This window comes from Bacillus sp. FSL R5-0659 (genome assembly GCF_038008785.1).
Lineage (GTDB): Bacteria > Bacillota > Bacilli > Bacillales > Bacillaceae > Bacillus > Bacillus safensis.
Window position 1 is genome coordinate 470,277 of sequence record NZ_JBBOZU010000001.1, and the last position, 25,615, is coordinate 495,891.

Annotated in this window: 28 protein-coding genes; 19 read left to right on the top strand and 9 right to left on the bottom strand. The window is 42.9% G+C overall.

Features of this window, described 5'->3' with window-relative positions:
- The 3 genes from NSQ72_RS02235 to NSQ72_RS02245 all read left to right on the top strand — a co-directional run bounded on the left by NSQ72_RS02235 (position 1) and on the right by NSQ72_RS02245 (position 3,578).
- Entirely contained in the window at positions 1–1,122 is a 1,122-nt protein-coding gene (locus NSQ72_RS02235) for a mannitol-1-phosphate 5-dehydrogenase (protein WP_251181546.1), read from the top strand.
- A gap of 99 nt (positions 1,123–1,221) precedes the next feature.
- Positions 1,222–2,970 carry a methyl-accepting chemotaxis protein gene (locus NSQ72_RS02240; protein WP_064498685.1) on the top strand — a complete coding sequence of 583 codons (1,749 nt, stop codon included), beginning with the start codon at positions 1,222–1,224 and terminating at the stop codon, positions 2,968–2,970.
- Positions 2,971–3,185: 215 nt separating this feature from the next.
- Positions 3,186–3,578, top strand: coding sequence for a RidA family protein (locus tag NSQ72_RS02245; RefSeq protein ID WP_039176565.1), 393 nt, complete (start codon positions 3,186–3,188; stop codon positions 3,576–3,578).
- A gap of 31 nt (positions 3,579–3,609) precedes the next feature.
- Here NSQ72_RS02245 and NSQ72_RS02250 read toward each other — a convergent pair whose 3' ends face one another.
- The 3 genes from NSQ72_RS02250 to NSQ72_RS02260 are packed head-to-tail and all read right to left on the bottom strand — an operon-like array spanning position 3,610 to position 4,565.
- A complete protein-coding gene (locus NSQ72_RS02250; protein WP_247544597.1) occupies positions 3,610–3,843 on the bottom strand; it encodes a DUF2651 family protein in 234 nt (77 codons plus the stop codon).
- Positions 3,844–3,868: 25 nt separating this feature from the next.
- On the bottom strand, positions 3,869–4,162 hold the full coding sequence (locus tag NSQ72_RS02255; RefSeq protein ID WP_212044261.1) for a DUF5316 family protein: 294 nt from the start codon (positions 4,160–4,162) through the stop codon (positions 3,869–3,871).
- Positions 4,163–4,187: 25 nt separating this feature from the next.
- A complete protein-coding gene (locus NSQ72_RS02260) occupies positions 4,188–4,565 on the bottom strand; it encodes a VOC family protein (RefSeq protein ID WP_041089114.1) in 378 nt (125 codons plus the stop codon).
- A 184-nt stretch (positions 4,566–4,749) separates the two neighbouring features.
- Here NSQ72_RS02260 and NSQ72_RS02265 point away from each other — a divergent pair, with 184 nt between their 5' ends.
- The 8 genes from NSQ72_RS02265 to NSQ72_RS02300 all read left to right on the top strand — a co-directional run bounded on the left by NSQ72_RS02265 (position 4,750) and on the right by NSQ72_RS02300 (position 11,445).
- Positions 4,750–5,016: an excalibur calcium-binding domain-containing protein gene (locus NSQ72_RS02265; RefSeq protein WP_216431101.1), complete on the top strand. Its 267-nt coding sequence runs from the start codon at positions 4,750–4,752 to the stop codon at positions 5,014–5,016.
- A 127-nt stretch (positions 5,017–5,143) separates the two neighbouring features.
- Positions 5,144–5,899 carry a Cof-type HAD-IIB family hydrolase gene (locus NSQ72_RS02270; RefSeq protein ID WP_024425552.1) on the top strand — a complete coding sequence of 252 codons (756 nt, stop codon included), beginning with the start codon at positions 5,144–5,146 and terminating at the stop codon, positions 5,897–5,899.
- Positions 5,900–6,080: 181 nt separating this feature from the next.
- Positions 6,081–6,839, top strand: a complete 759-nt coding sequence (locus NSQ72_RS02275; RefSeq protein WP_341083197.1) for a LamB/YcsF family protein — start codon at positions 6,081–6,083, stop codon at positions 6,837–6,839.
- 26 nt (positions 6,840–6,865) lie between these two features.
- Entirely contained in the window at positions 6,866–8,083 is a 1,218-nt protein-coding gene (locus tag NSQ72_RS02280) for an NRAMP family divalent metal transporter (RefSeq protein WP_341083198.1), read from the top strand.
- A gap of 5 nt (positions 8,084–8,088) precedes the next feature.
- Positions 8,089–8,880: a putative hydro-lyase gene (locus tag NSQ72_RS02285; RefSeq protein WP_341083199.1), complete on the top strand. Its 792-nt coding sequence runs from the start codon at positions 8,089–8,091 to the stop codon at positions 8,878–8,880.
- Positions 8,881–8,898: 18 nt separating this feature from the next.
- On the top strand, positions 8,899–9,645 hold the full coding sequence (gene pxpB / locus NSQ72_RS02290; RefSeq protein ID WP_341083200.1) for a 5-oxoprolinase subunit PxpB: 747 nt from the start codon (positions 8,899–8,901) through the stop codon (positions 9,643–9,645).
- Entirely contained in the window at positions 9,642–10,688 is a 1,047-nt protein-coding gene (locus NSQ72_RS02295; RefSeq protein ID WP_144464122.1) for a 5-oxoprolinase subunit C family protein, read from the top strand. The genes pxpB and NSQ72_RS02295 overlap by 4 nt, the downstream gene beginning before the upstream one ends.
- Positions 10,672–11,445 carry an IclR family transcriptional regulator gene (locus NSQ72_RS02300; RefSeq protein WP_216431091.1) on the top strand — a complete coding sequence of 258 codons (774 nt, stop codon included), beginning with the start codon at positions 10,672–10,674 and terminating at the stop codon, positions 11,443–11,445. Before NSQ72_RS02295 ends, NSQ72_RS02300 begins: the two co-directional genes overlap by 17 nt.
- Before the next feature lie 34 nt (positions 11,446–11,479).
- Here NSQ72_RS02300 and NSQ72_RS02305 read toward each other — a convergent pair whose 3' ends face one another.
- A complete protein-coding gene (locus NSQ72_RS02305; protein ID WP_024720223.1) occupies positions 11,480–12,115 on the bottom strand; it encodes an FMN-dependent NADH-azoreductase in 636 nt (211 codons plus the stop codon).
- Positions 12,116–12,521: 406 nt separating this feature from the next.
- On the opposite strand from NSQ72_RS02305, the gene NSQ72_RS02310 reads away from it, so the two are divergent.
- The 3 genes from NSQ72_RS02310 (at position 12,522) to NSQ72_RS02320 (ending at position 16,543) form a co-directional block, all read left to right on the top strand.
- Complete coding sequence (locus NSQ72_RS02310) at positions 12,522–13,154, top strand: GDSL-type esterase/lipase family protein (protein ID WP_144491731.1); 633 nt, start codon at positions 12,522–12,524, stop codon at positions 13,152–13,154.
- Positions 13,155–13,243: 89 nt separating this feature from the next.
- Positions 13,244–14,326, top strand: a complete 1,083-nt coding sequence (locus tag NSQ72_RS02315) for a C45 family autoproteolytic acyltransferase/hydolase (RefSeq protein ID WP_144516377.1) — start codon at positions 13,244–13,246, stop codon at positions 14,324–14,326.
- 129 nt (positions 14,327–14,455) lie between these two features.
- Complete coding sequence (locus NSQ72_RS02320; protein WP_341083203.1) at positions 14,456–16,543, top strand: BglG family transcription antiterminator; 2,088 nt, start codon at positions 14,456–14,458, stop codon at positions 16,541–16,543.
- Positions 16,544–16,559: 16 nt separating this feature from the next.
- Here NSQ72_RS02320 and NSQ72_RS02325 read toward each other — a convergent pair whose 3' ends face one another.
- On the bottom strand, positions 16,560–17,198 hold the full coding sequence (locus NSQ72_RS02325; protein WP_341083204.1) for a class I SAM-dependent methyltransferase: 639 nt from the start codon (positions 17,196–17,198) through the stop codon (positions 16,560–16,562).
- 127 nt (positions 17,199–17,325) lie between these two features.
- Here NSQ72_RS02325 and NSQ72_RS02330 point away from each other — a divergent pair, with 127 nt between their 5' ends.
- Both NSQ72_RS02330 and NSQ72_RS02335 read left to right on the top strand, forming a co-directional pair.
- Entirely contained in the window at positions 17,326–18,195 is an 870-nt protein-coding gene (locus NSQ72_RS02330) for an SDR family oxidoreductase (RefSeq protein WP_024425561.1), read from the top strand.
- Positions 18,196–18,488: 293 nt separating this feature from the next.
- Complete coding sequence (locus NSQ72_RS02335) at positions 18,489–18,911, top strand: pyridoxamine 5'-phosphate oxidase family protein (RefSeq protein ID WP_039176603.1); 423 nt, start codon at positions 18,489–18,491, stop codon at positions 18,909–18,911.
- 620 nt (positions 18,912–19,531) lie between these two features.
- Here the strand turns inward: NSQ72_RS02335 and NSQ72_RS02340 are convergent.
- The gene (locus NSQ72_RS02340; RefSeq protein WP_041089145.1) at positions 19,532–19,714 is read right to left on the bottom strand and encodes a hypothetical protein; all 183 of its coding nucleotides are present in this window, start codon (positions 19,712–19,714) and stop codon (positions 19,532–19,534) included.
- Between the two features lie 13 nt (positions 19,715–19,727).
- Positions 19,728–19,946 (bottom strand): hypothetical protein, encoded by a 219-nt coding sequence (locus NSQ72_RS02345; protein WP_058837353.1) that lies wholly within the window; start codon positions 19,944–19,946, stop codon positions 19,728–19,730.
- Between the two features lie 158 nt (positions 19,947–20,104).
- On the opposite strand from NSQ72_RS02345, the gene NSQ72_RS02350 reads away from it, so the two are divergent.
- A complete protein-coding gene (locus tag NSQ72_RS02350; RefSeq protein WP_341083205.1) occupies positions 20,105–22,354 on the top strand; it encodes a hypothetical protein in 2,250 nt (749 codons plus the stop codon).
- 229 nt (positions 22,355–22,583) lie between these two features.
- Here NSQ72_RS02350 and NSQ72_RS02355 read toward each other — a convergent pair whose 3' ends face one another.
- Together NSQ72_RS02355 and NSQ72_RS02360 are read right to left on the bottom strand one after the other, a co-directional pair.
- Entirely contained in the window at positions 22,584–22,880 is a 297-nt protein-coding gene (locus tag NSQ72_RS02355) for a DUF3817 domain-containing protein (RefSeq protein WP_008347156.1), read from the bottom strand.
- 129 nt (positions 22,881–23,009) lie between these two features.
- A complete protein-coding gene (locus NSQ72_RS02360) occupies positions 23,010–23,684 on the bottom strand; it encodes a GntR family transcriptional regulator (RefSeq protein ID WP_041089325.1) in 675 nt (224 codons plus the stop codon).
- A gap of 154 nt (positions 23,685–23,838) precedes the next feature.
- Here NSQ72_RS02360 and NSQ72_RS02365 point away from each other — a divergent pair, with 154 nt between their 5' ends.
- Entirely contained in the window at positions 23,839–24,666 is an 828-nt protein-coding gene (locus tag NSQ72_RS02365; RefSeq protein ID WP_058837355.1) for an AraC family ligand binding domain-containing protein, read from the top strand.
- Complete coding sequence (locus tag NSQ72_RS02370) at positions 24,663–25,595, top strand: DMT family transporter (RefSeq protein ID WP_341083206.1); 933 nt, start codon at positions 24,663–24,665, stop codon at positions 25,593–25,595. Before NSQ72_RS02365 ends, NSQ72_RS02370 begins: the two co-directional genes overlap by 4 nt.
- The last annotated feature ends 20 nt before the right edge of the window (positions 25,596–25,615 follow it).

Genomic DNA, 25,615 nt, shown 5'->3' on the forward strand with positions numbered 1-25,615 from the left:
ATGAAGGCACTTCATTTTGGAGCAGGAAATATTGGCAGAGGGTTTATCGGGTCTTTGTTAAAAGCATCAGGATTTGAGCTCGTTTTTACCGATGTAAATGAAGCGGTCATCAACGAGCTGAATGAAAAAGGAGAATACACGGTTGAACTCGCAGCACCAGGGCAGCAGCAAGAAGTAGTCGGTCCTGTGTCAGCCATCAATTCCGCAAAAGATCCGGCTGCTTTAATAAAGGCGATTGCAACAGCTGATCTCATTACAACAGCTGTTGGACCAGCCGTTTTGAACATCATTGCTTCGTCGATTGCTGACGGTTTAAAACAGAAAAAGCCTGATCATATCATCAACATTGTGGCATGTGAAAATATGATTGGCGGCAGCTCTCATTTAAAGAAAGCCGTTTTCTCTCATTTAACAGCTGATGAACAAGAAGCGCTGTCACACACAGTTGGTTTTCCAAACGCTGCGGTTGATCGCATTGTCCCAATTCAGCACCATGAGGACATATTGAAAGTATCAGTCGAGCCATTTTTCGAGTGGGTGATTGATGAGACAGGTTTTATTGGAGACGTTCCTCAGATTGACGGAGCGACCTTTGTACAAGATTTGACGCCATTTATTGAACGTAAACTCTTTACTGTCAACACAGGACATGCACTAGCTGCTTATGTCGGGTACGAGAAAGGTGTGCAAACGATTAAAGAGGCTGTCGATACACAAGAGATTCGTCAAGTGGTCGAAGGTGCACTTCACGAAACAGGCAGTTATTTAATCGACACATATGGCTTTCAAAAAGAAGAACATGATGTGTATATTCAAAAAATCATTAAACGATTTGAAAATGCCTTTATCTCTGATGAAGTCACGCGTGTCGCACGCTCTCCACTTAGAAAGCTCGGAGCAGATGACCGTTTAATCGGTCCAGCGAAAAAGATCAAACAGCCACATTATTTAATTAAAGGCATCGTGGCAGCTTTGGCTTACGACTTTACTGAAGATGAAGAAGCTGTTCGTCTGCAGGCATTACGAAAAGAAAAAGGCATTGAAGGTGTGCTGGAAGAGGTATGTGGACTCTCGCCAACAGACGATCTTTATCAAGCCATTCTTAAAGAAGCAACTCGATAATTTGAACATCCCTTTCCAACGTGCGAAAGGGATTTTTTTCTATGACTTTTTAATACTTTTCCCTGCTTGACGATATATAAAATAAGGGGGAATTTGTTTATGAAAAAGAAAGCGTTCGCGTCAAGAAGTGTCTTTTTTCAATTAATGTCTGCCATTATCGTGATCACGATTTTAACGGGCGGACTTGTTGGAACTACGGGATATTTGTTAGCGAAACATGTATTAATTGATGCAGGGAAAGCAGATTTAAAGCACATCGTCAGCGGAGCAATGGCCACACTTGAACAATTGAATGACCGTGTGGAGAAAAAAGAACTGACGCTTGAGCAGGCGCAAGAACAGGCCCGCCTTTACTTGAGCGGACCCAAAAATGACAACGGGAAGGGATACCAATCTCAAAAATCAGACTTTATCTATAAAAATAAAGGCTATCTGATCGCATATGGCACTGACTACTCAACCCAGGTCCATCCGGTCAACGACATCGGCGTCATTCCAGATAACACGACCAATCGTCAAAAAATGGTCGCCGGCGCGAATGCAAAAGATGAGGATGCACACTATGTGACCTATATGGATAAGGACGATGCAACCGGCGAAGAAAAGGAAAAGCTTGCCTATATGAGCCAGTTTACACCGTGGAATTGGAGTGTAGGCATCGCTGTCTTCCAGGACGAATTTTATAAAGAATTAGAGCAGATGAAGCTCTATATTATTCTCATTACAGCGGGTGTCGCCCTTCTGAGTTTAGGCGTCTTTTATTTAGCTGCCCGAGGAAAAGTCAGACTGCTTAAGCAAGTCACTGCTGCTTCAAAGGAAATTGCGGCGGGGAATATTGAACGCACGAGCTTAAAGGAAACAACGGATGAAATCGGACAGCTGGCAAAAGGCTTTAACCATATGTCAGGAGAGCTCAGAACACTGGTGAGCGGTTTACAGGAAACGAGCAGTCAGCTTGTGGAATCAGCGACAGATTTATCGGCGATATCTGAAGAAACCTCAGCCAGCAGTGAAGAAATTGGACGAGCCATCGGAGACATTTCGACTGGAACACTTCATCAAGCATCCGATCTTGAAGTAGCCAATCAACAAATGACCCAGTTTAATCAATCTATTGAGAATGTCAAAGAACAGAGTGATCAAATTAAACGGATTTCCGACCAATCGAGTCAATCATCACAGCAGGGCCAGCAAATCGTACAGCAATTAAAACAATCGAATGAACAATCGATTCAGGCGTCTCAAGGCATTAGAGCAGGAATCGAGCAGTTAAGTACAAAAGTACAGGATATTTCTCAAATCACAGATACGATTGAAAGCATTTCAAATGAGACCAATTTACTGGCACTGAATGCCAGCATTGAAGCAGCACGTGCAGGAGAGCACGGCAAAGGCTTCTCAGTTGTGGCGAGTGAAGTGCGGAATTTAGCTGAGCAGACAAAACAATCAGCCGTTCAAATTCAGCAAATGATTCAAGGCATTAAAGAAGAAACGACAACAACAGCTGGTATCATGTCTAACACAATGGATCGTTTTGCCGAGCTGGATGAAGCGGTGCATGCAACAGAACACGAATTCAATGCCATCTCTACATTGATTTCACAAACCATCGTTGAAACAAACGCGATGGCAAAAGAGCTGAATACACTGCTGGAGCAAAACGACCTTATCACAAAAGCCATGCACGGCGCAGCACATGTTTCTCAAGAAAACGCAGCGGCGATCGAAGAAATCACTGCATCCACAGACGAACAAGTGACAGCCATCTCTAATGTGGCAAAAGCAGCAGAAAGACTCAATGAACTTAGCATGCGGTTGAATCAGGACATTGCGCGTTATCGTCTATAATTCATTTTGACTATGTGGTACTATGAAGTTAATCAAAACCTTGCTCACGCAAACAAAAGGAGTGTTTCAGTCATGAAAAAGAAGATATTGATGTTCTTACCTTGTGGCTATGGATACTCTACTGCTGTTTTCTTTGAAGGTAGATAGAAATTGGTGAAGTCTGTCTACAAAACGAAAAAACTAGCAGAAAAATAAACGTGAGTGAGGGACATAACATGGAAAAAATCACGAGAAAAAACCCAGAAAGTATGCCGAAACCTGTTGGTAACTACAGTCATATTACAAGGGTGCCAAAGGGTGCGGGATTATTTGTTACATCTGGTCAGGTAGGGACAGATATAGATGGGCAGATCCCATCAAGCTTAAACGACCAAGTAACGAATACGTTTGAAAATATCAAAAAAATCCTTGAATCAGAGGGATTGAATGAAGAACATGTGATCAAGGTCAATATATGGGCAACAGAAGAAATTGACTGGGACCATCTATATCCTCAGTGGGATACGATTTTCAAAACAGCTTACCCATCAATGACGGTTGCTTATGTATCAGCTTTAGGATGGCCTGAGCTAAAAATTGAAATTGAACTATGGTGTGCGGATATATGATTTAAAAAAAGAACAGCGATGCTGTTCTTTTTTACTTGAGCCGCTTTGTAATCCATCCAGCAAAGAATGTAAAGACGGTATAGACAATAACCCAAATGAGAAAAGATTCATCCCCGCCAATATAGGTGAACATGAAGATCATGCTCGCTAACAGCACAATCAAAGTAGGCATCCAAACATTCTTCAAAAGGAGCGTACCGAAAATACCAATCAGCACAGAGATAATGGGGAAGCCAAATACAATGAATAAAATAAAAACAGCCATACGACTAACTCCTTTTAACAAGTGTTTACATCAAAACATAAAAGACCGACGCAGCCATGTGCGGAAGTGCAAAAATGATCAAAAGAAAAGCCGTATCAAGGCGCCACAAGCGGTGTTCTTTTGTTTCCGAATGATAGGCTGCTCGTGTCTCTTCTCCACTTGTCCAAGCACCCATTAGCACCCCAGACATCACGACCCCAATAATAGAGATTCCGCCACTGATAAACCCAATCCATTCAAGGTGCTGCAACAGGATAGCGGCGCTGCAAATCACAATCATTGAACAAACACCGACGAAAAAAGCATGTTTTTTTCTCATTTTGGTTCACTCCCTTCAAAAACAATTAGGAGATCGCATCACATATTTCAATGAAATGACCATCAGGATCAGACACATAAGCGACTGTTTGACCCCATGGTTTTTTTGCAGGTTCCTTGATGATCGGAACCCCTTTATCTTTCATTGAAGCAATTGTTTGATCCACATCATCCACAACAAAGCCAATCTCAAACGTTTGAGACGCTTGATTTGCTTCTGGGACAGGCAATCCGAGGGCCTCTTTGACATCCTGGCGTGAATTAATCGATAACGTCACGTCTCCAGTGTCAAACTCAACATAAGATTCAACCCTCAATTTTATAGGGAAACCAAGAACATGTTGATAGAAATGAATACTTGCCTCAACATCGTTTACATATAGAATGGTATATTTCATTTTCATGTGAAAAACTCCTCTCTTCATATACGTGTCAAAAACGGAAAGGTTTCCCACTCATTGTACCATATAGGATATAAGGTGTATTTCATACCAAAAAAATCAAAATAATTAGCTCAATAGTCTTGAAAAACAAAAAGTGGTGACATATGATAAAAATGTAAAATTAGAAAAAATAGGGGGATTTTACATGTTGAAAAAAATCATGGTAGCTGTCTTGTCTTTAGGTCTTTTACTAAGCTTTACACAAGTCGACTCCTACACAGCAGATGCAAAGACAGTAAAGTACAAAAACTGCAAAGCGCTGAACAAAGTATATAAAGGCGGCGTTGCAAAAAGCAAAAACACGAAAAACAAAGGCGGAAAAACAAAGTACAAGCCTTATGTATCAAAAGCACTTTACCAAAAAAATATGCGGCTTGACCGCGATAAAGACGGCATTGCGTGTGAACGCTAAGCACCTGTGAAAAGACCTGTCACAAGGTCTTTTTTCTATGGGATCATACTCGTCCCTTTGTGCCAGCTTCATCTTTATATTAAAATAAAGATAGTTTCAAAAATCGATACAAAGTGGGGTACTCAATTTGTCAACACAAGCTCATAAGAAAGACATCCGATTGATTGCCATTGATATGGATGGCACGCTGTTAAACAGTGAGCACATCATTCCAGAGGAAAATAAACAAGCGATTAAAGAAGCTGAAGCAAAAGGGGTCCATGTAGTCATTAGCACAGGACGGACACTGATGACATGCCGAGAGCTGGTTGAGCCGCTCAAGTTATCTTCTTACCTTGTGACAGCAAACGGAAGTGAGATCTGGGATTCAAACTTCCAGCTGATCGAACGAGATCTGCTGCATCCTGATCACGTCCAAATGATGTGGGATTTAAAAAATAGGTACGAAACCGATTACTGGGCTTCGACTGTGGATAAGGTGTGGAGAGGTGAATTTCCAGAACGAATTCATGACCATGAATGGCTAAAATTTGGCTTTGATATTCATGATGATGACGTTCGTGAGGAAGTCCTCAATACATTGAAAACAAATAAGCATCTAGAAATCACAAACTCAAGTCCAACGAATATCGAAGTCAATGCTGCTGGCATTAACAAAGCGGCAGCTCTTGCAAAAGTAGCAGAACGCATTGGCTGTACGATGGATAACGTCATGTCACTTGGCGACAGTCTCAATGATATGGCGATGATTCAAGAGGCCGGATTAGGCATTGCCATGGGAAATGCGCAGGAAGTGGTGAAAGAGGCCGCTGATTGGATTACAGCTCCTAATACAGAACATGGCGTTGCAAAGGCTATCCAACATTGGGTGCTGTCTAAATAGAATGCATTTCATACAAGAAAAAGTGAGAGGACTTTGCCTCTCGCTTTTTTTGTTTTCTCTAGTTCTATTGTTATGTTTTCTGCCAATTTCATGTGCAGTCTATGCAAAGTTGGTATAATCAGTATAAATTCGAATATTCGGACTTTATATTCCGTATTTCGGAACAATAAGGAGGGATTCTATGTATCAAGTGGATATCAACTGTGATTTGGGAGAAAGCTTTGGTCAATACACAATCGGTGCAGACGAACAAATCTTAGAATATGTCACCTCAGCCAACATTGCTTGCGGTTTTCATGCAGGAGATCCAACGGTTATGAGAAAGACAGTCAGAATGGCACTGGGTAAAGGGGTCAAAATTGGTGCACATCCTGGTTTGCAAGATTTGGCCGGCTTTGGCAGACGTCCAATGGCTATCTCTGCAGCGGAAGCCTATGATCTTGTCATCTATCAAATTGGCGCTCTATCAGCCTTTCTCAAGGCCGAGGGCGGCACGATGCAGCATGTCAAACCACACGGCGCCCTCTACAACATGGCGGCTAAAAATACTGAATTATCTGAATCAATTGCGAAGGCTGTGTATGATGTAGATCCAAACCTTGTGTTATTTGGTCTGTCAGGGAGTGAACTTGCGTTAGCAGGTGAACGGATAGGTCTGCAAGTGGCACATGAAGTTTTTTCTGATCGGACGTATCAAACAGACGGGACGCTGACATCGCGCCGTGAACCACATGCACTCATTGAAGAGGATGAACGAGCCGTCCAGCAGGTTGTTCGTATGGTGAGAGAAGGCAAGGTTCGTACAGTTCAAGGGGAAGATATCGAGCTCAAAGCAGATACGGTCTGCATTCACGGAGACGGCAGCCATGCGCTTCAATTTGCAAAAACCATTACAGCGAAGCTAAAAGAAGCTGGCATCCATCTCAAGGCCTTTCAATAAAAATCGTCATCAAAGGGGGAAACAGCATGAAAACAGAGAAAGTCAAACACATGAAGGCACCAAAGGGGAATCGGTCTATGCTGATGGGCGCTGCCTTTTTAATGGCGACGTCCGCAATTGGACCGGGATTTTTAACACAAACGACCGTCTTCACACAGCAGCTTGCGGCTAGCTTTGGATTTGTCATTTTGATCTCAATTTTATTAGATATTTTTGCACAAACAAATGTATGGCGCATCATTGCCGTGTCAGAAAAACGAGGTCAGGATATTGCAAATATGGTGCTCCCGGGTCTCGGGTATGTGCTCGCCTTTTTGATTGTCATTGGAGGACTTGCCTTTAACATCGGAAATATCGCTGGGGCTGGTCTTGGTTTTCAGGTGATCTTCGGTGTCGATCCGCGAATTGGCGCAGGGATCAGTGCTGTGATTGCCATTCTCATCTTTGTAATTAAAGAGGCTGGGAAAGCGATGGACCGTTTCACACAGGCAGCAGGCTTTGTCATGATTGGCCTGATGCTGTATGTGGCGATTTCAACAGCGCCGCCAATTGGAGAAGCCGCGGTGAGAACATTTGTCCCAGAGAAGATTGATATTTTATCCATTGTGACACTTGTGGGCGGAACAGTAGGCGGCTATATCGTCTTTGCTGGTGGGCATCGCTTGCTGGATGCAGGTATTAAGGGGAAGGAAGCACTGCCGCAAGTGACGAAAAGCTCTATTTTCGGTGTCTTAATTACTTCTGTCATGCGTGTAGCACTCTTTCTTGCCACATTAGGAGTTGTTTCAAAAGGCTTGCAGATAGATCCATCCAACCCGCCTGCCTCTGTTTTTCAATTAGCTTCAGGAAATATCGGATATAAAATGTTCGGGATTATTATGTGGGCTGCGGCGATTACATCCGTCATTGGAGCAGCATACACATCTGTTTCTTTCTTCAAAACCTTCTCGCCAAAAATTGAGCAAAACCAGCGTGGCATTATCATTGGTTTTATTGCTCTTTCAACCCTTTGTTTTATCACGATCGGAAGACCTGTGAACATCTTGATATTAGTTGGAGCGATCAATGCATTGATTTTGCCGCTCGCCCTTGGCACATTGCTTGTTGCGGCTTATAAGAAAGACATTGTCGGAGATTATCGCCATCCTTTCTTTTTGACAGTGTCTGGTGCATTTGTTGTGGTCATCATGGCGATAATGGGCGGTTATACCATCATCAATGAAATCCCGAAACTATGGAGCTGATTCAGATGAATACTTACCAAACATATGAACCTTCACAAATTCGAGAATTGATTCGCGAAAAAAAGATCACAGGACCAACGGCTGGCTTTGCTGAGGGGTTTGCTCAAGCCAATTTAATGATTGTCAAAAAGGAACTTGCCTTTGATTTTCTTTTATTTTGTCAGCGGAATCCGGCTGCATGTCCCTTGCTTGATGTACTGGACCCAGGTGATCCAGTGCCAAGACGGTCGGCGCCTCAAGCGGATATTCGTAGGGACTTTCCTAAGTACCGTATTTACCGAAAAGGGATTCTTGAAGAAGAGGTTACAGATATCACTGCTTATTGGGAGGATGATATGGTTGCCTTTCTCATTGGATGCAGTTTTACGTTTGAGCACGCGCTTATGCTGAATGACATTCCTGTCCGCCATATTGAAGACGGTCATAACGTACCCATGTATCAAACGAATATAGCTTGTGAAAAAGCAGGAGTCTTTCATGGCCCAATGGTGGTCAGCATGAGACCCATTCCGGTGCATCAGGTCACAAGAAGTGTTCAAGTGACGTCTCGATTTCCATCAGTCCATGGCGGTCCAATTCATATAGGGGACCCAGCGGTGATTGGTATTTCCGATGTGAACCAGCCTGACTTTGGAGAACCATCTGTGATCAAAGAAGGAGAAGTCCCGGTGTTTTGGGCATGTGGTGTGACGCCGCAAGCCATTGTCATGCATACAAAACCCGACATTGCGATCACTCATGCACCTGGGCATATGTTCATCACAGATCGAAGAGATCAAAAGCTCGGTGTACTGTAGAAAGAGAGGTGTCCTCAAGTGGCTTTTTCAACGATAAAAGATTCCATCACCTACCACCCGCTGGGAGATGCAGCGATCGTCATCCAAGCTGGAGCTGACATACATGAGGAGATTCATGCACGTGTTGAGCAGCTGTTTGCATGTATTGAACAGCACCCATTTGAAGGGTATGTAGAAGCGGTTCAAGCCTTTACAAACGTGACTGTTTTTTACGAGCCTTATACCGTTCATCAATCGGCCCAGCTTCAAAAACATGACCTGTCTCCGTACGAATGGGTCAAAGGCTATATTGAACAACTTCTTGAAGACAAATGGCAGGAGGGAGTTCAGGTAAAGCGCCGCATTGTGGATATTCCAGTCTGTTACGGGGGAGCGCTGGGCCCTGATTTAGAAGAGGTTGCCCGTATCAATGGTTTAACGCCAGAGGAAGTCGTACGTATTCACACTGCCGGGACGTATCTTGTCTATATGATTGGATTTGCCCCAGGGTTTCCGTTTTTAGGCGGGCTGTCTGAAAAGATTGCAGCACCACGCAGAGAAACACCAAGAATGTCCATTCCAAAAGGCTCTGTTGGTATTGCGGGAAAGCAGACAGGCGTTTATCCAATTTCCACACCAGGGGGCTGGCAGCTCATTGGACAAACCCCGCTGCCACTTTTTCGCCCAGACGAGGAAATTCCGAGTCTATTGAAAGCAGGGGATGAGGTCAGATTTGTCCAAATGTCTGACAAGGAATTTTTCAGCATGAAGGAGGCAGAGCGTTGAGTATTCATGTCATCAAACCAGGGATGTACACAACTATTCAAGATAAAGGGCGGCAAGGTTATCAAAAGTATGGCGTCTTAACGAGCGGCGGCATGGACCCGCTTTCACTTAGAATCGCCAACATTCTCACTGGCAACCAAGAAAACGAAGCCGTACTGGAAGTCACGTTGATGGGGCCGGGCCCTGTGCTCACATGTGAGAAGGATCAGCTCATTGCAGTCACTGGTGCTGATGTAGAGATTGATATTGACGGAGAGCGGGCACCTTTATGGAAGCCGCTCTTTGTCCGATCAGGAAGCACGATCACCTTTGGTCTTTGTAAGAGAGGCTGCCGCGTTTATCTTGCTGTGGCAGGTGGATTTGATGTAGAGCCAGTCATGCAGAGCAAAAGCACCTATGTAAGAGCAGGGATCGGTGGACTTAATGGGCGTCCTCTTGAAAAAGGCGACGTTCTGCCCATTGGAGAGCCGTCTATCGTAGCGGATCATTTGTTTGATAGGCTAAAAAATAAAGTGAATCAGGCGGGATGCGGCGCACCAGATTGGACAGTGAGTCACGATTATTTTTTGCCGCTGCGGAAATCGCTAGTGATTCGTGTGCTGGCAGGGAGGCATTTTTCTCATTTTCAAGAAACATCTCAAACCGCATTTTTTGAGCAGCCTTATCAGGTCACACCCCAATCAGATCGTATGGGCTGCCGGCTGAAGGGGGAGCCGGTTCATTTAAAAGAAAAGCTGGAATTGATCTCAGAAGCTGTCGCCTTTGGATCTATTCAAATCCCACCCGATGGCCAGCCGATTATTCTGCTGGCAGATCGGCAAACGACAGGCGGATACCCGCGTATTGGAGAAGTAGCGACTGTAGATTTGCCGCTTATTGCACAGGCGATGCCTGGAGCAAAGCTGTATTTTGAACAAATAGATCATCGGGATGCAGAGCAGGCGTTATTTAAGCAAGAAGCAGAACTGAGGGAGCTTACCGCAAGAATCAAGCTGGAAGCATTCTCGTTTAGAAAAGGTGAAGAAGATGCAAAACACAAATAAAACGGTTGTGAAATCAATGGAGATTTTGCGGCTGTTTATTGCTCACGATCAATTAACATTAAATGAAATGATCGAGCTATCTGGTATGCCGAAAACATCTGTCCATCGCATGGCGACCTCTTTAGCCGATATGGGGCTGTTAGAAAAGCAAGAAACAGGTGCTTATCGATTAGGCTTAATGTTCCTTGAATACGGTCAGCTTGTGGCGGACCGCCTTGATATTCGGAGGATTGCGAGACCATTTATGGAAAGCTTACGGGATGAAGTGGGAGAAGCTGTACAGCTCATTGTTCGCGAGGGTGACGAAGCCATTTACGTGGAAAAGATAGAAGGTACGCAGCCTGTTCGTCTCTACACCGCCGTCGGTAGACGTTCCCCCCTATATGCGGGTGCCTGTGCGAGAAGTATTCTTTCCTTTTTGCCAGAGAGTGAAAGACTTGCCTATATTGACTCAATTGAGCTGGGGAAGATCGGAATTGGGACTATTACAGATAAAGAGGTGCTAAGAAACATGCTCGAAGAATCAAATGTGCGGGGATATACGCTAAGCTATTCTGAGCTTGAAAACTATACAGCAGCGATTGGAGCTCCTATTTTCAATCATCTGGGGGAAGTGGCAGCAGGTATTAGCATTGCAGGATTTGAAGCGGGCTATCAAAAAGAACGCCTGCCTTACTTAATTCAACAGGTGAAAAAAGCCGCCAGTGATATTTCGAGAGAATTAGGCTTTTCGTCCGAACAAATAAAAAGCCAATGACCGTCAAGATCATTGGCTTTTTTGCGTGCAGTTATTAGAAAGTTTTTCCTAAAGCTTTTGCACGTTCGATTGCATCTGCTTTAATTTGCTCTGCTTTCGCAGGCTCAGCATTGTGACCTTCAACGATAAGACCTTCGAAAGAAGGAATTCCGAAGAAGTTCGCAATTGTACCAAGGTAACGGTGACCTGCTTCAAGTTCAGCAGCAGGACCTTCAGTGTAGTATCCACCACGTGCTTGGATGTGAAGAGCTTTTTTGTCTGTTAATAAACCAACAGGACCTTGCTCAGTGTATTTGAATGTTTTACCAGCTACAGCAACAGAGTCGATGTATGCTTTAAGAACTGGTGGGAATGAGAAGTTCCAAAGTGGTGAAACAAATACATATTTGTCAGCAGAAACGAATTGATCACTTAATTCGTTTAGGCGAGCAACTTTTGCTTGCTCTTCAGCTGAAAGTGTATCGAAGCCAGCACCAGATTGAAGTTTGCCCCAGCCAGCAAATACATCTGCATCAATGTGAGGAATGTTTTCTTTGTACAAATCGATATGTACAACCTCGTCACTTGGGTTTGCTTCCTTATAAGATTCGATAAATGCCTTAGCAGTAGCCATACTGTAAGAAACTGTTTCATCATGCGGATGTGCAGTGATGTATAAAACTTTTGCCATGTTCATTCAATCCTTTCTGTTTCGGTTATTTTTTTAGCGTATCCCAAAGGTACGCTGAATATGTGGCATCTTTAATCATATTGGAATGCTATGAAAAAGATGTAACAAGCACAGTTACATAAAAACTGATATTTTCATTGTAATCACATTGTAGTTTGAAGTCAAGATATAAAGTCTCGAAATCAAGATAAAAAGTTTGTAAATTTTTCTGGAACGCATAAACACGCAGATTTCAGCGCAAAAAACCTACTCTTATTGAACAAAAAATCGTTCAATACCGCAAGTAAAGAGTTTGTAAAGGCGCTCCAGCTCAAAAAAAGATGGATGCCCCTAAGTCATCTGCTACAAGCATCTGTTCTCCAAATTCGTATATATAAGAGAAGGCAGGAGAGAGTGAGGGATAAGAGTGGGACGATCCTATGTTGCGATTGGAGATTCCTTAACAGTTGGGGTGGGGGCACGTTTATTTGGCGGAGGATTTACTCAGCGGTTTCGATGGCTGCTTGAAAAAAAGACGCATGCACCGGTCGAGCTGTCTGTATTTGCAAAGTCAGGGTTAACGACCGATCAGATTTTACAGCTCTTCAAACGGTCTGAGGTGAGACGTGCCATTGCAGCTGCTGACATCATCACCATCACAGGCTGTGGGAATGACCTTGTTCAAGCTGTTCAGCAGTATGAAGAAGGTGAAGATGAAAAGAAATTGCTGCAAGCGGTCATGCATTGCCAGGCGAATTTCAGCAAGATGATTCAAGAAATTGCTCAGATCAAAAGAGGGCAGCATGAGCCCTATTACGTATATCTCATGAATTTATATAATCCTTTTCCACAAATACCAATAGCCGGGCGGTGGCTTCAGCAATATAATCAACAACTTCGTTTGCTTGCTGCGAATCCGCATGTAGAAGTTGTGGATGTGTATCGCGCGTTTGAAGGACATGAAAGAGCTTACTTATCGATTGATCAATTTCACCCGAATCCTAAGGGGTATGATGCAATGGCAGAAGCATTGTATCAACAATATTGTAAACAGCTTTAATCCGGTGGGATTGCAGTTTTTTTCATCCTTTTCAATAAATGACGGTTTCGATATGATAAAAGAAACGAAGGCGAAAGAGGTGTGCAGGCATGGAGGAGATCAATGCGTTTTTTCAAAAAACGACAGGAACGGCTTATGAAGTAGGAAAACAGCAGGCTCTCTGGCTGAAGGAGAACCCGCTGCTGCAGACACAATATATTCGAACAGAACCGGTAACACAACAGGCTGTGAAGGAAACGAAGCAGCTGATCCGTCCTTTTCTTCCTCAATTAGATGAAGAGATTGCTGGGTTTTGTGATGAAATGCAATTAGATGAGCGTTATTTGACCTTTTTCTATTCATCGCATCTTCAGCCAGGCTGTTCCCATTGTGTGAGGCAGGGGAATATGGCAGCCGGTCAACAAACGGTCATGCTTCGTAACTATGATTTCTCCCCGATTTTTGATGATATGCGTCTTGTGACGACACATGTAAAAGAATCGGCATGTCATACAGGTTCGTCGCTGCTGTTGTTTGGCAGATCTGATGGAATGAATGAGCATGGTCTTGCTGTGACTTTCTCCGCTTGCGGTCCGCCGGTTGGCAATGAACCCGGTTTAAAGCCTCCAGCAGTCGCCGGTTTGCAGGTGTATCATGTGATTCGCTCTGTTCTGGAATCCTGCCAAACGGTCGAGGAAGCCATTCGCTCAATCCAGGAAATGCCCGTTGCCTCAAATGTTCATATCATGCTTGCGGATCGAAAAGGAGAGGCGGCTGTGATTGAAATCATCGATGGTCAAAAAAGGGTGAGAAGACCGGAGACAGGTTATATTGCCGCAACGAATCATCCGGTAGCTGATCAAACAGCAAAAGGGATGACCAAACATCATTCTATTGTCAGATACGATATGTTAATGGAGGCTTTAAAAGAACAACGATCAAATGATTCTCTTGTGAAGCTGTTTCAGACAGAATATCCTGATGGTCTAACTGTGCACAATTATGAAGAGCTGTTTGGAACGATGCGAACCGTCATGTTCCGTCCGGAAGAAGGCACAATCGATTATTGCTTTGGCTCTCCAGTGTACAATCCGACTTATTCTTTAAAAGCTGGGGGTTCACTGCCTTTCCATGAACAAAAGGTTCAATTTCATCAAAAGGATTATGGACCGTCATTTTGGAGGAGTGTCTAATGATCCCTTGTTTATATTTTGTCACAGTCGCTGTGCCAAATTCAGATCAACTTAAGATTGCATCGCTCGTTGAAAGCGTTTTATATTAAGGTGTGACAATAGACCTATTTATACAGAAGGAGGCATTTCATGTACATAACGGCACGAGAACAGAAAGTCATTAAATACATCATTCAGCAAAATCGTTATGTCACCATTCGTGAGATAGCCGATTCTGTTCAGGTGAGTACAAGAACGATCCATAGAGAACTAAAATCTATTAAACCAATTTTGAAAGATTATCATCTTTCATTAGATAAACAGCCGGGAAAAGGCTTAAAGGCAGTTGGCGAACAGGAGGATAAACAGCGGCTTCTTGCTCATATGTCAAGTGAGGATCAAATTGAATACAGTTCGGACGAACGAAAGCTCTTAATCCTATGTGCGCTGCTTGAAGCGAAGGAACCGGTGAAATTGTACACCCTCGCAGCTGACTTGCAGGTAACAAATGCGACGATTAGCTATGATTTAGATGAACTGACGGAGTGGATTGCTCCATACGGTTTGCAGCTTATCCGCAAGCGCGGGTACGGCATTGAATTAAAAGGGCCGGAGGAAGCAAAACGGAAAATTGTCGGCAATCTCATTGTCGACCGGCTCGACATTCAATTGTTTTTAGAAACGATTGAAATGAATATCAAACATCGAACGAAAGCGACGGAAAAGGTGTTTGGCGTTGTCAGCAGAGGACAGCTGCTTAAGGTAGAAAGACTGCTCTTTCATTTGAAGGATCGGCTGTCACTCTCCTTATCTGATAGTGCCTATATTGCACTTGTTGTTCACTTGACCTATGCCATCGAACGTATTCAGCTTGGGGAAACCATTCGAATGGAAGAGGAAGAGCTGCTGGAATTAAAGCGGACGAAGGAGTTTGAATCATCACTCCGAATGGCAAGAGCGCTTGAACGCATGTTTAATGTGGAGATCCCTGAAGCGGAGGTCGGATATATGACCATCCACCTTCGCAGTGCAAATCGCAGCTTTGGGGCAGAATACCGTATTGATGAAATCGAGCTGGATATCGCGCTGAGAACGAAAAAGCTCATTGATTTTATTTCAAATAAAACCGGCTATCATCTCAATGAAAATGATTCATTGTATGAGGGACTCGTGTCTCATCTCGAACCTGCCATGAACCGTCTAAAGGAAAAGATGAGAATCTATAATCCGCTCACACAACAAATTAAAAAAGACTACTTTTTGCTGTTTATGGCGATTGAAGAAGGAGTCGATCGCTTCTTTCCTGAGATTGAATTTCCAGAGGATGAAATCGCCTTTATTGTGCTTCACTTTGGTTCAGTGCTTGAAATCAAAAAAGAAGAAATAAAAATTCATGCGCTGGTTGTTTGCTCAAGCGGAATCGGTTCCTCAAAAATGCTCGCCTCCCGGTTGAAAAAAGAATTGCCGGAGATCGCCAAATTCGATCTATCCTCTTTGATGGAGCTAAAGGAAATCGATGCATCGAGCTATGACATGATTGTTTCGACCGTTCCGATACCATATGAGCATATCGATTACATTATGGTCAGCCCCCTCCTAAACGAGGATGATGCCATGCGTGTGAAGGCTCATATTAAACGGAAGATTCCTTATATCATCGAGAAAAAAAGAACAAAAGAATCTCCCAAAGAATTAGTGCAAGAAACCGTTAATATGATGACGGTTGCAGAGCAGGTGACGAATTATATGTTTGTGATTCGCAGCATCCTGTCCCGTTTTACCATTGAAAAAAGAAAGACGATGCCGAAGCATGATGAAACCATCAGTCAGCTGCTTCGTCAGCTTGAAGAGGAAGGGCTTATCATACATGCAGATGATGTGGCGAGCGGCCTTTTGGAACGTGAACAGCAAGGCGGCTTAGGCATACCTGGTACTGAATTTGCTCTTTATCATTTAAAGCATGCATTCATCAAGGAACCAATCTTTCATATTTATGATCTTGATCAAGCATACGAGGTTAAAAGCATGGATGGCGGGCAGCAACAGATGTCACGAATGCTCATAATGCTGGCGCCGCAAGAGCTTGGCAAGGAAGGGTCAGAAATGTTTAGTCTGATCAGTTCATCCATCATTGAAAGTGAAGAAAGCATGGCGCTTTATGGACAAGGGACAAAGGAACACATTGAACAGAAATTACATCAGCTTTTCTATCAATTTGTCAAAGAGGCAAAGTGGTAAGAAAAAGGCCGAGAGCTTAGTCGCTTCTCGGCTTTTTTGCTGTGACACAGACAGCAAGGGTAGGACGAATTTCTTCATACTCAATAGAAAATGGGTCAAACCCTGCAAACTGCATGTCATTTAATATGCTTTCACCCATCTCTTTTGTCCGGTTGGCGTCAGCTCCTTTTTCTCTTGGCTGCATGACAATAACGAGTGTTCCGCCTGGTTTCAAGGTATGGTAAAGATTGAGTAAGCCCGTCTTTGGATCATCCCAAATTGTAAAATTGTTAACAGACAGCACTTTGTCATACTGCTCTCCGGGAAGGCGTGTTTTCTCGATTTTTCCGACATACAATCGGACCTGTTTGTCTTTTGCTCGTTTGCTGACGCGGGACTGTGCTTGCTCCTGCATGGTTGAAGAAGCATCCAGCCCATCAATGTGAAGATCTTGATAATGCTTGAGCATATGTTTAATGCTGTAGCCGGGTCCATAGCCAATCTCCAAAATGTTTTCGCCATCTGTCAGATCTAAGTGGCGGATGGCCCACTGATTCAATGCTTTATTTTCATTTGCCATAATGAATCCAGCGATGCTTCCGAGCCAGCCTTTTGGTCTGCTAAAGGTTTTTGAAAGGGTAGACAGCATGTGAGAACGCTCCTTTTTGATGATCATGTAACCGATTTTTCTCCTCTTCAAACATGCTGATTTCGGAACACATCTGTACAGCTTCATGATGTTTGAGTGGAAAAATGAGGTGGTAATGAAAGGATACATCAACAAATCAAGGAGGAGCTTACACATGGATTTACGTGAATATTTAACAAATGGCATTCCGCGCCAAACGCAGGATCAGCAGCCAGGCAGTGAAAGAGAAATGAATCCAGCGCCGATCTTTGAGGATGAATCATATCAAGGTTCTGGCAAGCTAAAAGGAAAAGTGGCACTGATTACAGGCGGAGATAGTGGAATCGGACGGGCAGTATCTGTTGCCTATGCAAAAGAAGGAGCACATGTCGCCATTGTGTATTTAAATGAACATGAGGATGCAGAAGATACGCAAAAACGTGTAGAACAGGAAGGCGTCAAATGCTTAACGATTGCAGGAGATGTCGGTGACGAAGCCTTTTGCGAGAAAGCAGTAGAAAAAACAGTTGAAGCCTTTGGACAATTAGATATTTTAGTAAATAATGCGGCTGAACAGCATCCGCAAGAACGTATTCAAGATATTTCAAGTGAACAGCTTCACCAAACCTTTAGAACAAACTTCTATTCCTATTTCTATTTTACGAAAAAGGCACTGGATTATTTAAAACCGGGAAGCTCCATTATTAACACAACATCAATTAACCCATATCGAGGTAACCCAGTGCTGATTGATTATACGGCGACAAAAGGAGCCATTAACGGCTTTACGCGTTCTATGGCACAATCACTTGTGAAAGATGGGATTCGGGTAAACGGTGTAGCGCCAGGTCCAATTTGGACACCGCTCATTCCATCTACATTTGATGAAGACAGTGTGGAAAGCTTCGGGGCAGAAACCCCGATGGGAAGACCAGGACAGCCTGTAGAGCATGTCGGCTGCTTTGTGCTGCTGGCTTCTGACGAATCGTCTTATATGACAGGACAGACACTTCACGTCAATGGCGGTTCCTTTATGAATACATGATCTACGCGGCACCGCCCAGCTTTGATTGGGCGGTGTTTTTAGTATTTCTTGCGATTCTTCTGCACAGATGTGACAGACCATACGATAATGCCCACAACAACTGCCGCAATGACAAGTGAACTCAAATGGAACATCGTTTCATGATGCATGTTCAACTTCTCCCTTCATTGAACCTGTTTTCTATAGCATCAGCCAGAAGGTCTCTTTTTATGAAAAACACATTTCTTTGTTTAATGAATGGGCCGTCGTGGAAACCTAAGAATACGGATGAAATTTTGAAGGAGTGAAATGATATGTCTCAAGAAGAATTAAAACAGAAGGTATTAAACCTATTAGATGAACAAAAGGTCGGAACATTGGCGACTGTTGAACAGGATAAGCCGCATACTCGCTACATGACGTTTTTCCATGAAGATCTGACGTTATATACACCAACGAGTAAAGAAACACATAAAGCAGATGAAATTGAAAAAAATCCAAATGTTCATATTCTCATTGGATATTCAGGCGAAGGATTTGGTGATACTTATGCAGAAATTGCAGGTACCGCAACATTAACCGATGATCCGGAACTGATCGACCGCCTTTGGTCTGATGAGATGGAGAAATGGTTTAAAGGAAAAGATGACCCGAATCTAGTGATTCTGAAAATTGATCCAACCTCCATTCGTTATATGAATGAAGGAAGCCGTACACCAGCAGAATTATCACTTTAACACTTGCGTAATCAGGGGGAATGTGTTATAGTTTGATATTAAGTGTTGAAATAAGCAAATAAATAAAGAAAGTAAACTTTCTTTTTTCTATGACACAATGAGAAGCAATAGAGCTTCTACTTGATAAGAACGAGACGCTGTCAAAGCGAACAAACTTATTCTTTTCCTTCTGCACCCGCCCCCCTATATAAGCGGAAGAATGGAAAAAAGACGTTTTGATTTACAATTCACACTGGCACGGCTTCGGAGCCGTAAGGACGAATGAGAGGTAGGGCTTTCGTTGTCTTGTTATCCAGAACTTCCATGGCGTTTACTTTCAAACGTAGGTTCACTCGGAACACATATGACACACTGATATGATCGAATCTTAATTCATACACTCCGTAACGGAGATTAAACATTGATTATTTATTTGCATGAAAAGAGTAAGTAACAGGCTGCCATCTATTTGGCAGCCTTTTTCATTTGGTTAAACAAGAGGACCCCAAAACCAATGAGCCCAAGAAAAGGGAAGATGGAGATAGAAACCAATCGCATCGCGTCCGCTCCAAAAGGGTTCGACACTAGTAGCAGACCAATGAATGCACAGATGATCAGAGTGAATAAAGCGGGCTTCATGATCATTTCCTTTGTCCTTTCTTCTGATACCGCCAAATCCGTTCAATAAAAAAGAACATCACTGCAAACAAAATAGAAAACATGAACATATCCAGCAGTGTCACGCCTCTATTTGGGTGCACAAGACCAAACCAAACGAATTGCAGAACAAAAGAGATCGCAAAATATAGAATTAATTTTTTCATCTTTTTCCTCTTTTCACTTATTTTTTTGACCCTTAAGCCACATCAGCCAAATGATGAAAGAACCAATCACACATGAGAGCAAAGTGCTAGGCGGCAAGGTGTGCCAGCTAGTCAGCCCCTTTACAAAACACATATAAAAAAAGAAAATGGAAATGGATACGAGTACCCATTGCTTGAGCCAGCGAGGGACACGCAGCCACGCCGCTAGAATGATTGATGATAGCTTATCCAATGAGAGAACTCCTTTTTTGAATCTGATTGGATTTTATCGTAAACAACAAAGTTTGTAAAATATGGATTTCAAAGGCTTTGATGGTATTCTTCTAGCGTGAAACATTTTCGCTGTACTGACGTATAAGTTAAAGGAACCTCATGAAAGGAAGCGATCAAGTGAAAAGAATACCAGTCATCTTCCTCAGATATATTGTCTTCTTTATTCCAGCAATCATTCTCAGTGTCTTGGTGTGGAATCATTATCAAGATGATTTGTCAGATGGGAAAGTAACAGAGAATAACGTCAAAGGAATGTTCACATTTGATGAAGGCAAACGAGTGGTGAGTGCTGTATCAAAAGACCAGCAGCTCCATTTTGCAATGGTTGATCCTCAATCAGGGAAAAGAATGAGTGAATGGACCACAGAAAGTGATTCGTTTAATGAAATGCTGCCATCCATTCAAGGAAACAATCTCTTGCTTGCTTTAAAGAATAAAGACGGGCAGCTGTTGATTGAGAAATTAACACCAAGCGGAGAAAAGAAAGAGCTCGTTCAAAATAACCTGCAGATTCCCTCATTTTTAAAAACGAATACATACCAATGGAATGGACGACTTGTATTTACAGGAGAAATGGACGGTGCCGCTGCAGTCATCGGTGAGCTAAAGAACGGTCAGTTTCATATGCATAATCTGAACGAGCTAAAGCTGCCAGCAAGACCCGTCTCCATGGATGTTGTCATGAATTCCTTTAGAGGACAGACGCCAATTCCTATATTTGAAGTAACTTTGAAAAATGACCAGAAGGCGTATGTCAGCGGAATCTCAAACGAGAAGCATCAGCTTGGGGTTTATGTCTCCAAAAACGCTGAACCGTTCAGCCTTGTGGAAGATACAGTTGAGCAGAGGCTGCAAAAAACGATCGGATCATCACAAAACTTTGCTGTCGCCGTGGAATCGGAATATCCAAAAAGGGCAAGGAAAGTGAATGCAGAAGGAAGACTTGGAGAAGTCGTTCCAACACCAAAACCAATTTACCAAACGTATGTGTACCAGCTTAATGAGGAAGAAGTGTTGATTGCAGGCTCTACAGCAAAGGACGAAGCAAAAGGCAAACTGACTGGTTATATTTATAACCATCGCACGAATAAGGCGGTGTCTGCCAGCAAGCTTTTGCAGTCGCTTTCATATGAATCTTTACAAAGAGAAGGGCTCTCTTTCAATAAAAATGTGAAGAGCGATTGGCTCTATTATTCATTTGACAATCAATTAACGGGTGCATTTGAGACGAAAAGCAAAGAGCTAAAGGAATTTCCTTTGCAAAAGGTCATCTCAATTGAAAACGCCAGTCCAGCCCACCAAACGTCTGTTGATACCTTTATGCAATATGTAATGAAGGGCGGACCGCTCATTCTCAACTGGGCGATATGGATCTTGATCCCACTGTTATTATTTGTGCTAGCGATCTTCCTGCCGCCGATTTTGAGACTGGTGAGAAGAAACAAGATAAAGGACAGTGTCACATTACAAGCCTATATTGTGTCCGTGAAAGAAACGGGCACCTATATCAACGAACAGCCAGTTGTCAGCATGCGGCTTCAATTTGAATATGAGGGGCAAAGTATAGAAAAGACGGTTAAAACGGTTGTATCCTACACCCAGATACCACAGCCAGGCCAGCCTATTGCCATTCACTATGATCCGAAGAAGCAAAAGGCAATGCTTTTAAAAGAGGGTGACGTCTCGCAGCCAAGTGAGCCAAAGTTCATCAAAGGCGCTGTTTTAAGAAATATAGAATCATATGGAACCGTAGGACGGGGCACCGTCTTATCACTCACATTTGAATTAGATCAGAAAACGTATATCATTCCGATGATTCAAGCCGCTGGTTTTGAATTTAGAACAGGAGAAAAAGCCGATCTCGTCGACATCAATGGCCAGCTGAAAATGGCTGCCTATGGCTATGAAGTTCGGAATCGATCGGGGAAAGATATAACGTTAACTGGAACCATCCAGCGTGTGAAGCAATATCCAATTGCCATCCATGAACAAAAGCCTATTCAGCTGGATGTGACAGTGTCAAACGGAGATCAGTCCATTACCAAAACGGTCAGCCAGTTCATCCCTGATCATATGCAGGTCGCAGTGGGCACTCAAATCACGATCCAGACAAAGAAAGAAGAGCTGGATAGAGAAATGAGCCTTATGCAAGAGAAACAAGGAAGTGCAAAAGTGACCAATGTCGAATTTGCTGGCGTCATCGGCAATCTGCCGTTAGCAATCATTCAAGTTGAGAGAAATGGCATGATGTATGAAGTGAAACAGCCAATCGATCCAATCACCAGTGTCTTGCCTGGTGATGAATTATGGGTGGCATATCACGATATGACGCGTCAAGCAGCCATTGTGAAATATGCATCAATATAAAAAAGCGTTCCTTTTAGGAACGCTTCAGCGTGTAGACAAACCCTCGCATTCGTTGTCAGGTCTGCGCTTCGGTGCTCACGAATGTCAAATTTGCTCCGCAAAGGTAGCCGTCCTTCCTAGACTGCAAAGGTTTTCTATCACGCTGAAAAGAAGACAAAGGGCTAAAATCAAAATCATTTTAGCCCTTTGTCAACAATCTGAAGCGTTCCTTTTAGGAACGCTTTTTCTATTAAGCTTTTGTATCATATTGGCGGAGCACCTTATCGTAGGCGAAATTGCCGAAAGGAATGAATGCCGCAAAAAAACCGGCGATGGACCATTTCAAATGCCAGCGAACTTTAAATGTCACATATGCCAAAATGAGCATATAGATGACAAACAATGCGCCATGAAGAGAGCCTACAATGGTGACTGCCATCGGAATATCCGCAAAATATTTTAGAGGCATGGCAATTAAAAGAAGGGTTAAAAGAGACATACCCTCAATAAAACCCGCCTGTCGCAGACGGCTGATACTTGTATGCATATACAAATCCTCCTGTATAAAAGCTAGTTTCTCATCTTCTAATATAAACGAAAGATCGTCTGGGCATGCTGAAATCTACGAAAAATTCAAAATATGTTCATGGATTGCTTAAAAAATGGGAAAAGTCCTTTACTGTTTGTTTGTTTCAGAGAGTACTTGCTTTAAGTGCATCACATCATGTAATAAATGCTCCGTCATTGCTTGAACCGCTTCTGTGGAGCGGCGCTTTTTTATTTCAGAATAGATCGCTGCATGCTCTCTTTGAATGGTTTCAGCACGAGTGCCGCCGCTAAAATGGAAGATGCGACAATAGTGAATGAGTGCATTCACGTGATTCAATTGTTTGGATAAACGGTCATTGTGACTCGCCAAAATGATTTTTTGGTGAAAGGATTCATGTAACTGGACGATCTCTTTAGATGGCAGCTCCTGCTTGATCGCTTCGTCCGCCTCCGTGAGAACCTGCTCAATTTCATCCATTTCTCTTTGCGTGGCTTCCTTACAGGCAAGCTCAACAGCAAGTGTTTCTAAGGCAACCCGAATTTGATAGAGCTCCTCGACATCTTTTTCTGTTAACGTATAGACTGAATAGCCTGATCGATGATCCGCGATTAAAAGCTCGTCTTTTTCTAACAGCCTCATCGCCTCTCTTACAGGTGAACGGCTTACGCCAAATTGCTTGGCAAGCTGTGTTTCATTGATGCGCTCTCCTGGCTGAAACTGGCCATCAAAAATCATTTGCTTCAGCTGTTCATAAAATTGCATGTGATACGGTGTTGGTCTTTCCATCTCGAATGAATTCATCCCATCATTCCCTCTTTTGTACATCATCTTTTGTCTCATGTTATCCAAGTTTTTCCCTCTAGGCAAGCCTGCATCGAAAAGTCAATATCGTACAATCCAAGAGAAAAAGGGTGTGCTACACTAATGATGAGTTCAGTGAAAAGAGGGGATCGACATGAGAACATTAGAGGAACGAACAGTCCATTTTGACCAGGACTTGCAAATAGAGGCGTATCGCTTTCATGCCATCATCAAAAAGTTCCCAAAACATTTTCATACATACTATGTGATTGGATTTATTGAAGGCGGTCAAAGACGTATGTTCTGCCAAAATCAAGAATACATCATTGGAAAAGGAGATATCCTTCTTTTCAATCCGTACGATAATCACGGATGTGAACAATTTGATCACAAGCCGCTAGATTATCGCAGCTTAAATATTGAACCAGAGTTGCTGGAGAAGATCTTTCAGCACAAGCCGCATTTTAAAGCCCCTGTGGTTTCACAAAGTGAACTAGCAAAGCAATTATATGATCTTCATCAAATGATCACAGAAGAAGCTCCTGCTTTGAATAAACAGGAAGCCTTTTACTTTTTGATGAAGCAGTTGATCGAAACCTATTCTGATATACCAGAGGAAAAAGCATCAGCAGCCAATGCCAATGCCAATGAACAAAAAGTCCAAGACGTACAGCAATATATTGAAACACATCTCACGGAAAATATATCGTTAGATGACTTAGGTGAGCTCGTGTCCATGAACAAATATTCATTGCTGCGTGCTTTTACAAAGTTCAGAGGAATTACGCCGTATCGTTATTTACAGACAATCAGGGTGAACTATGCGAAGGAACTACTCGCCCAAGGAATGAAGCCAATAGATGTAGCTGCTGCCGCTGGATTTTCTGATCAAAGTCATTTGACTCATTTCTTTTCGGAATTTATTGGGCTTACGCCAGGGCAGTATCAGCAAATTTTTGAAAAGCAGGTAACAGCAAAATGAAAAATAAACAGCTTCTTGGTCATATAGCAGCCATGTTCACCATTTTTTTATGGGGATCTACCTTTATATCAACCAAAATATTATTAACGGCTTTTTCTCCAACAGAGATTTTATTTTTTCGTTTTTTCCTTGGGTACCTTACCCTGATGATCATTTATCCAGTCACCATGAAGGTGCAGCGTAGAAAGCATGAAGGGATGTTTGCGCTCGCAGGGTTATGCGGTGTGGTCTTATACTATTTTTTAGAAAATGTTGCACTTACTTATACGTTCGCTTCGAATGCAGGTGTCATCAGCTCCGTTGTCCCATTTTTCTCTTTTCTATTGTCTTATTTTTTATTAAAAGATGAGCTGCTGCACAGCCGCTTTTTCATAGGCTTTTTCATCGCGATGATGGGAATTGTACTGATTAGCTTTAATGGGATGACGACGTTCCGATTGAATCCGCTCGGTGATGCTTTAGCATTTATGGCTACCATCGTCTGGGCATTTTATTCCATTTTATCGAAAATGATCAATCAATATGGCTACCATATTATTCAGGTGACAAGACGTGTCTTCTTTTACGGGCTGCTATGGATGATTCCGCTAATCTGGCATTTTAAGATTCGTTTAGACTGGGAGCGGTTCACGAATCCATCGTTTGCCTTCCACTTGCTGTTTTTAGGCGTCTTTGCATCTGCTATTTGTTTTCTGACATGGAGCTTTTCCGTGAAGACGATCGGTGTGGTGAAATCAAGTGTGTATATTTATGGAGTGCCCATTATCACGATGATCATTTCAATGATCGTTCTTCACGAAAGTCTGACCTTCATGTCGGCACTAGGAACGGTACTGACCTTAGGAGGTTTGCTGCTTTCAGATAAAAAACGTGCGGGAAGAAAGAAACAGAAGTCCCCGATACTGGTGCAGGATAAAAAGGCGCTTTGATCAAAAAGCGTCTTTTGTCC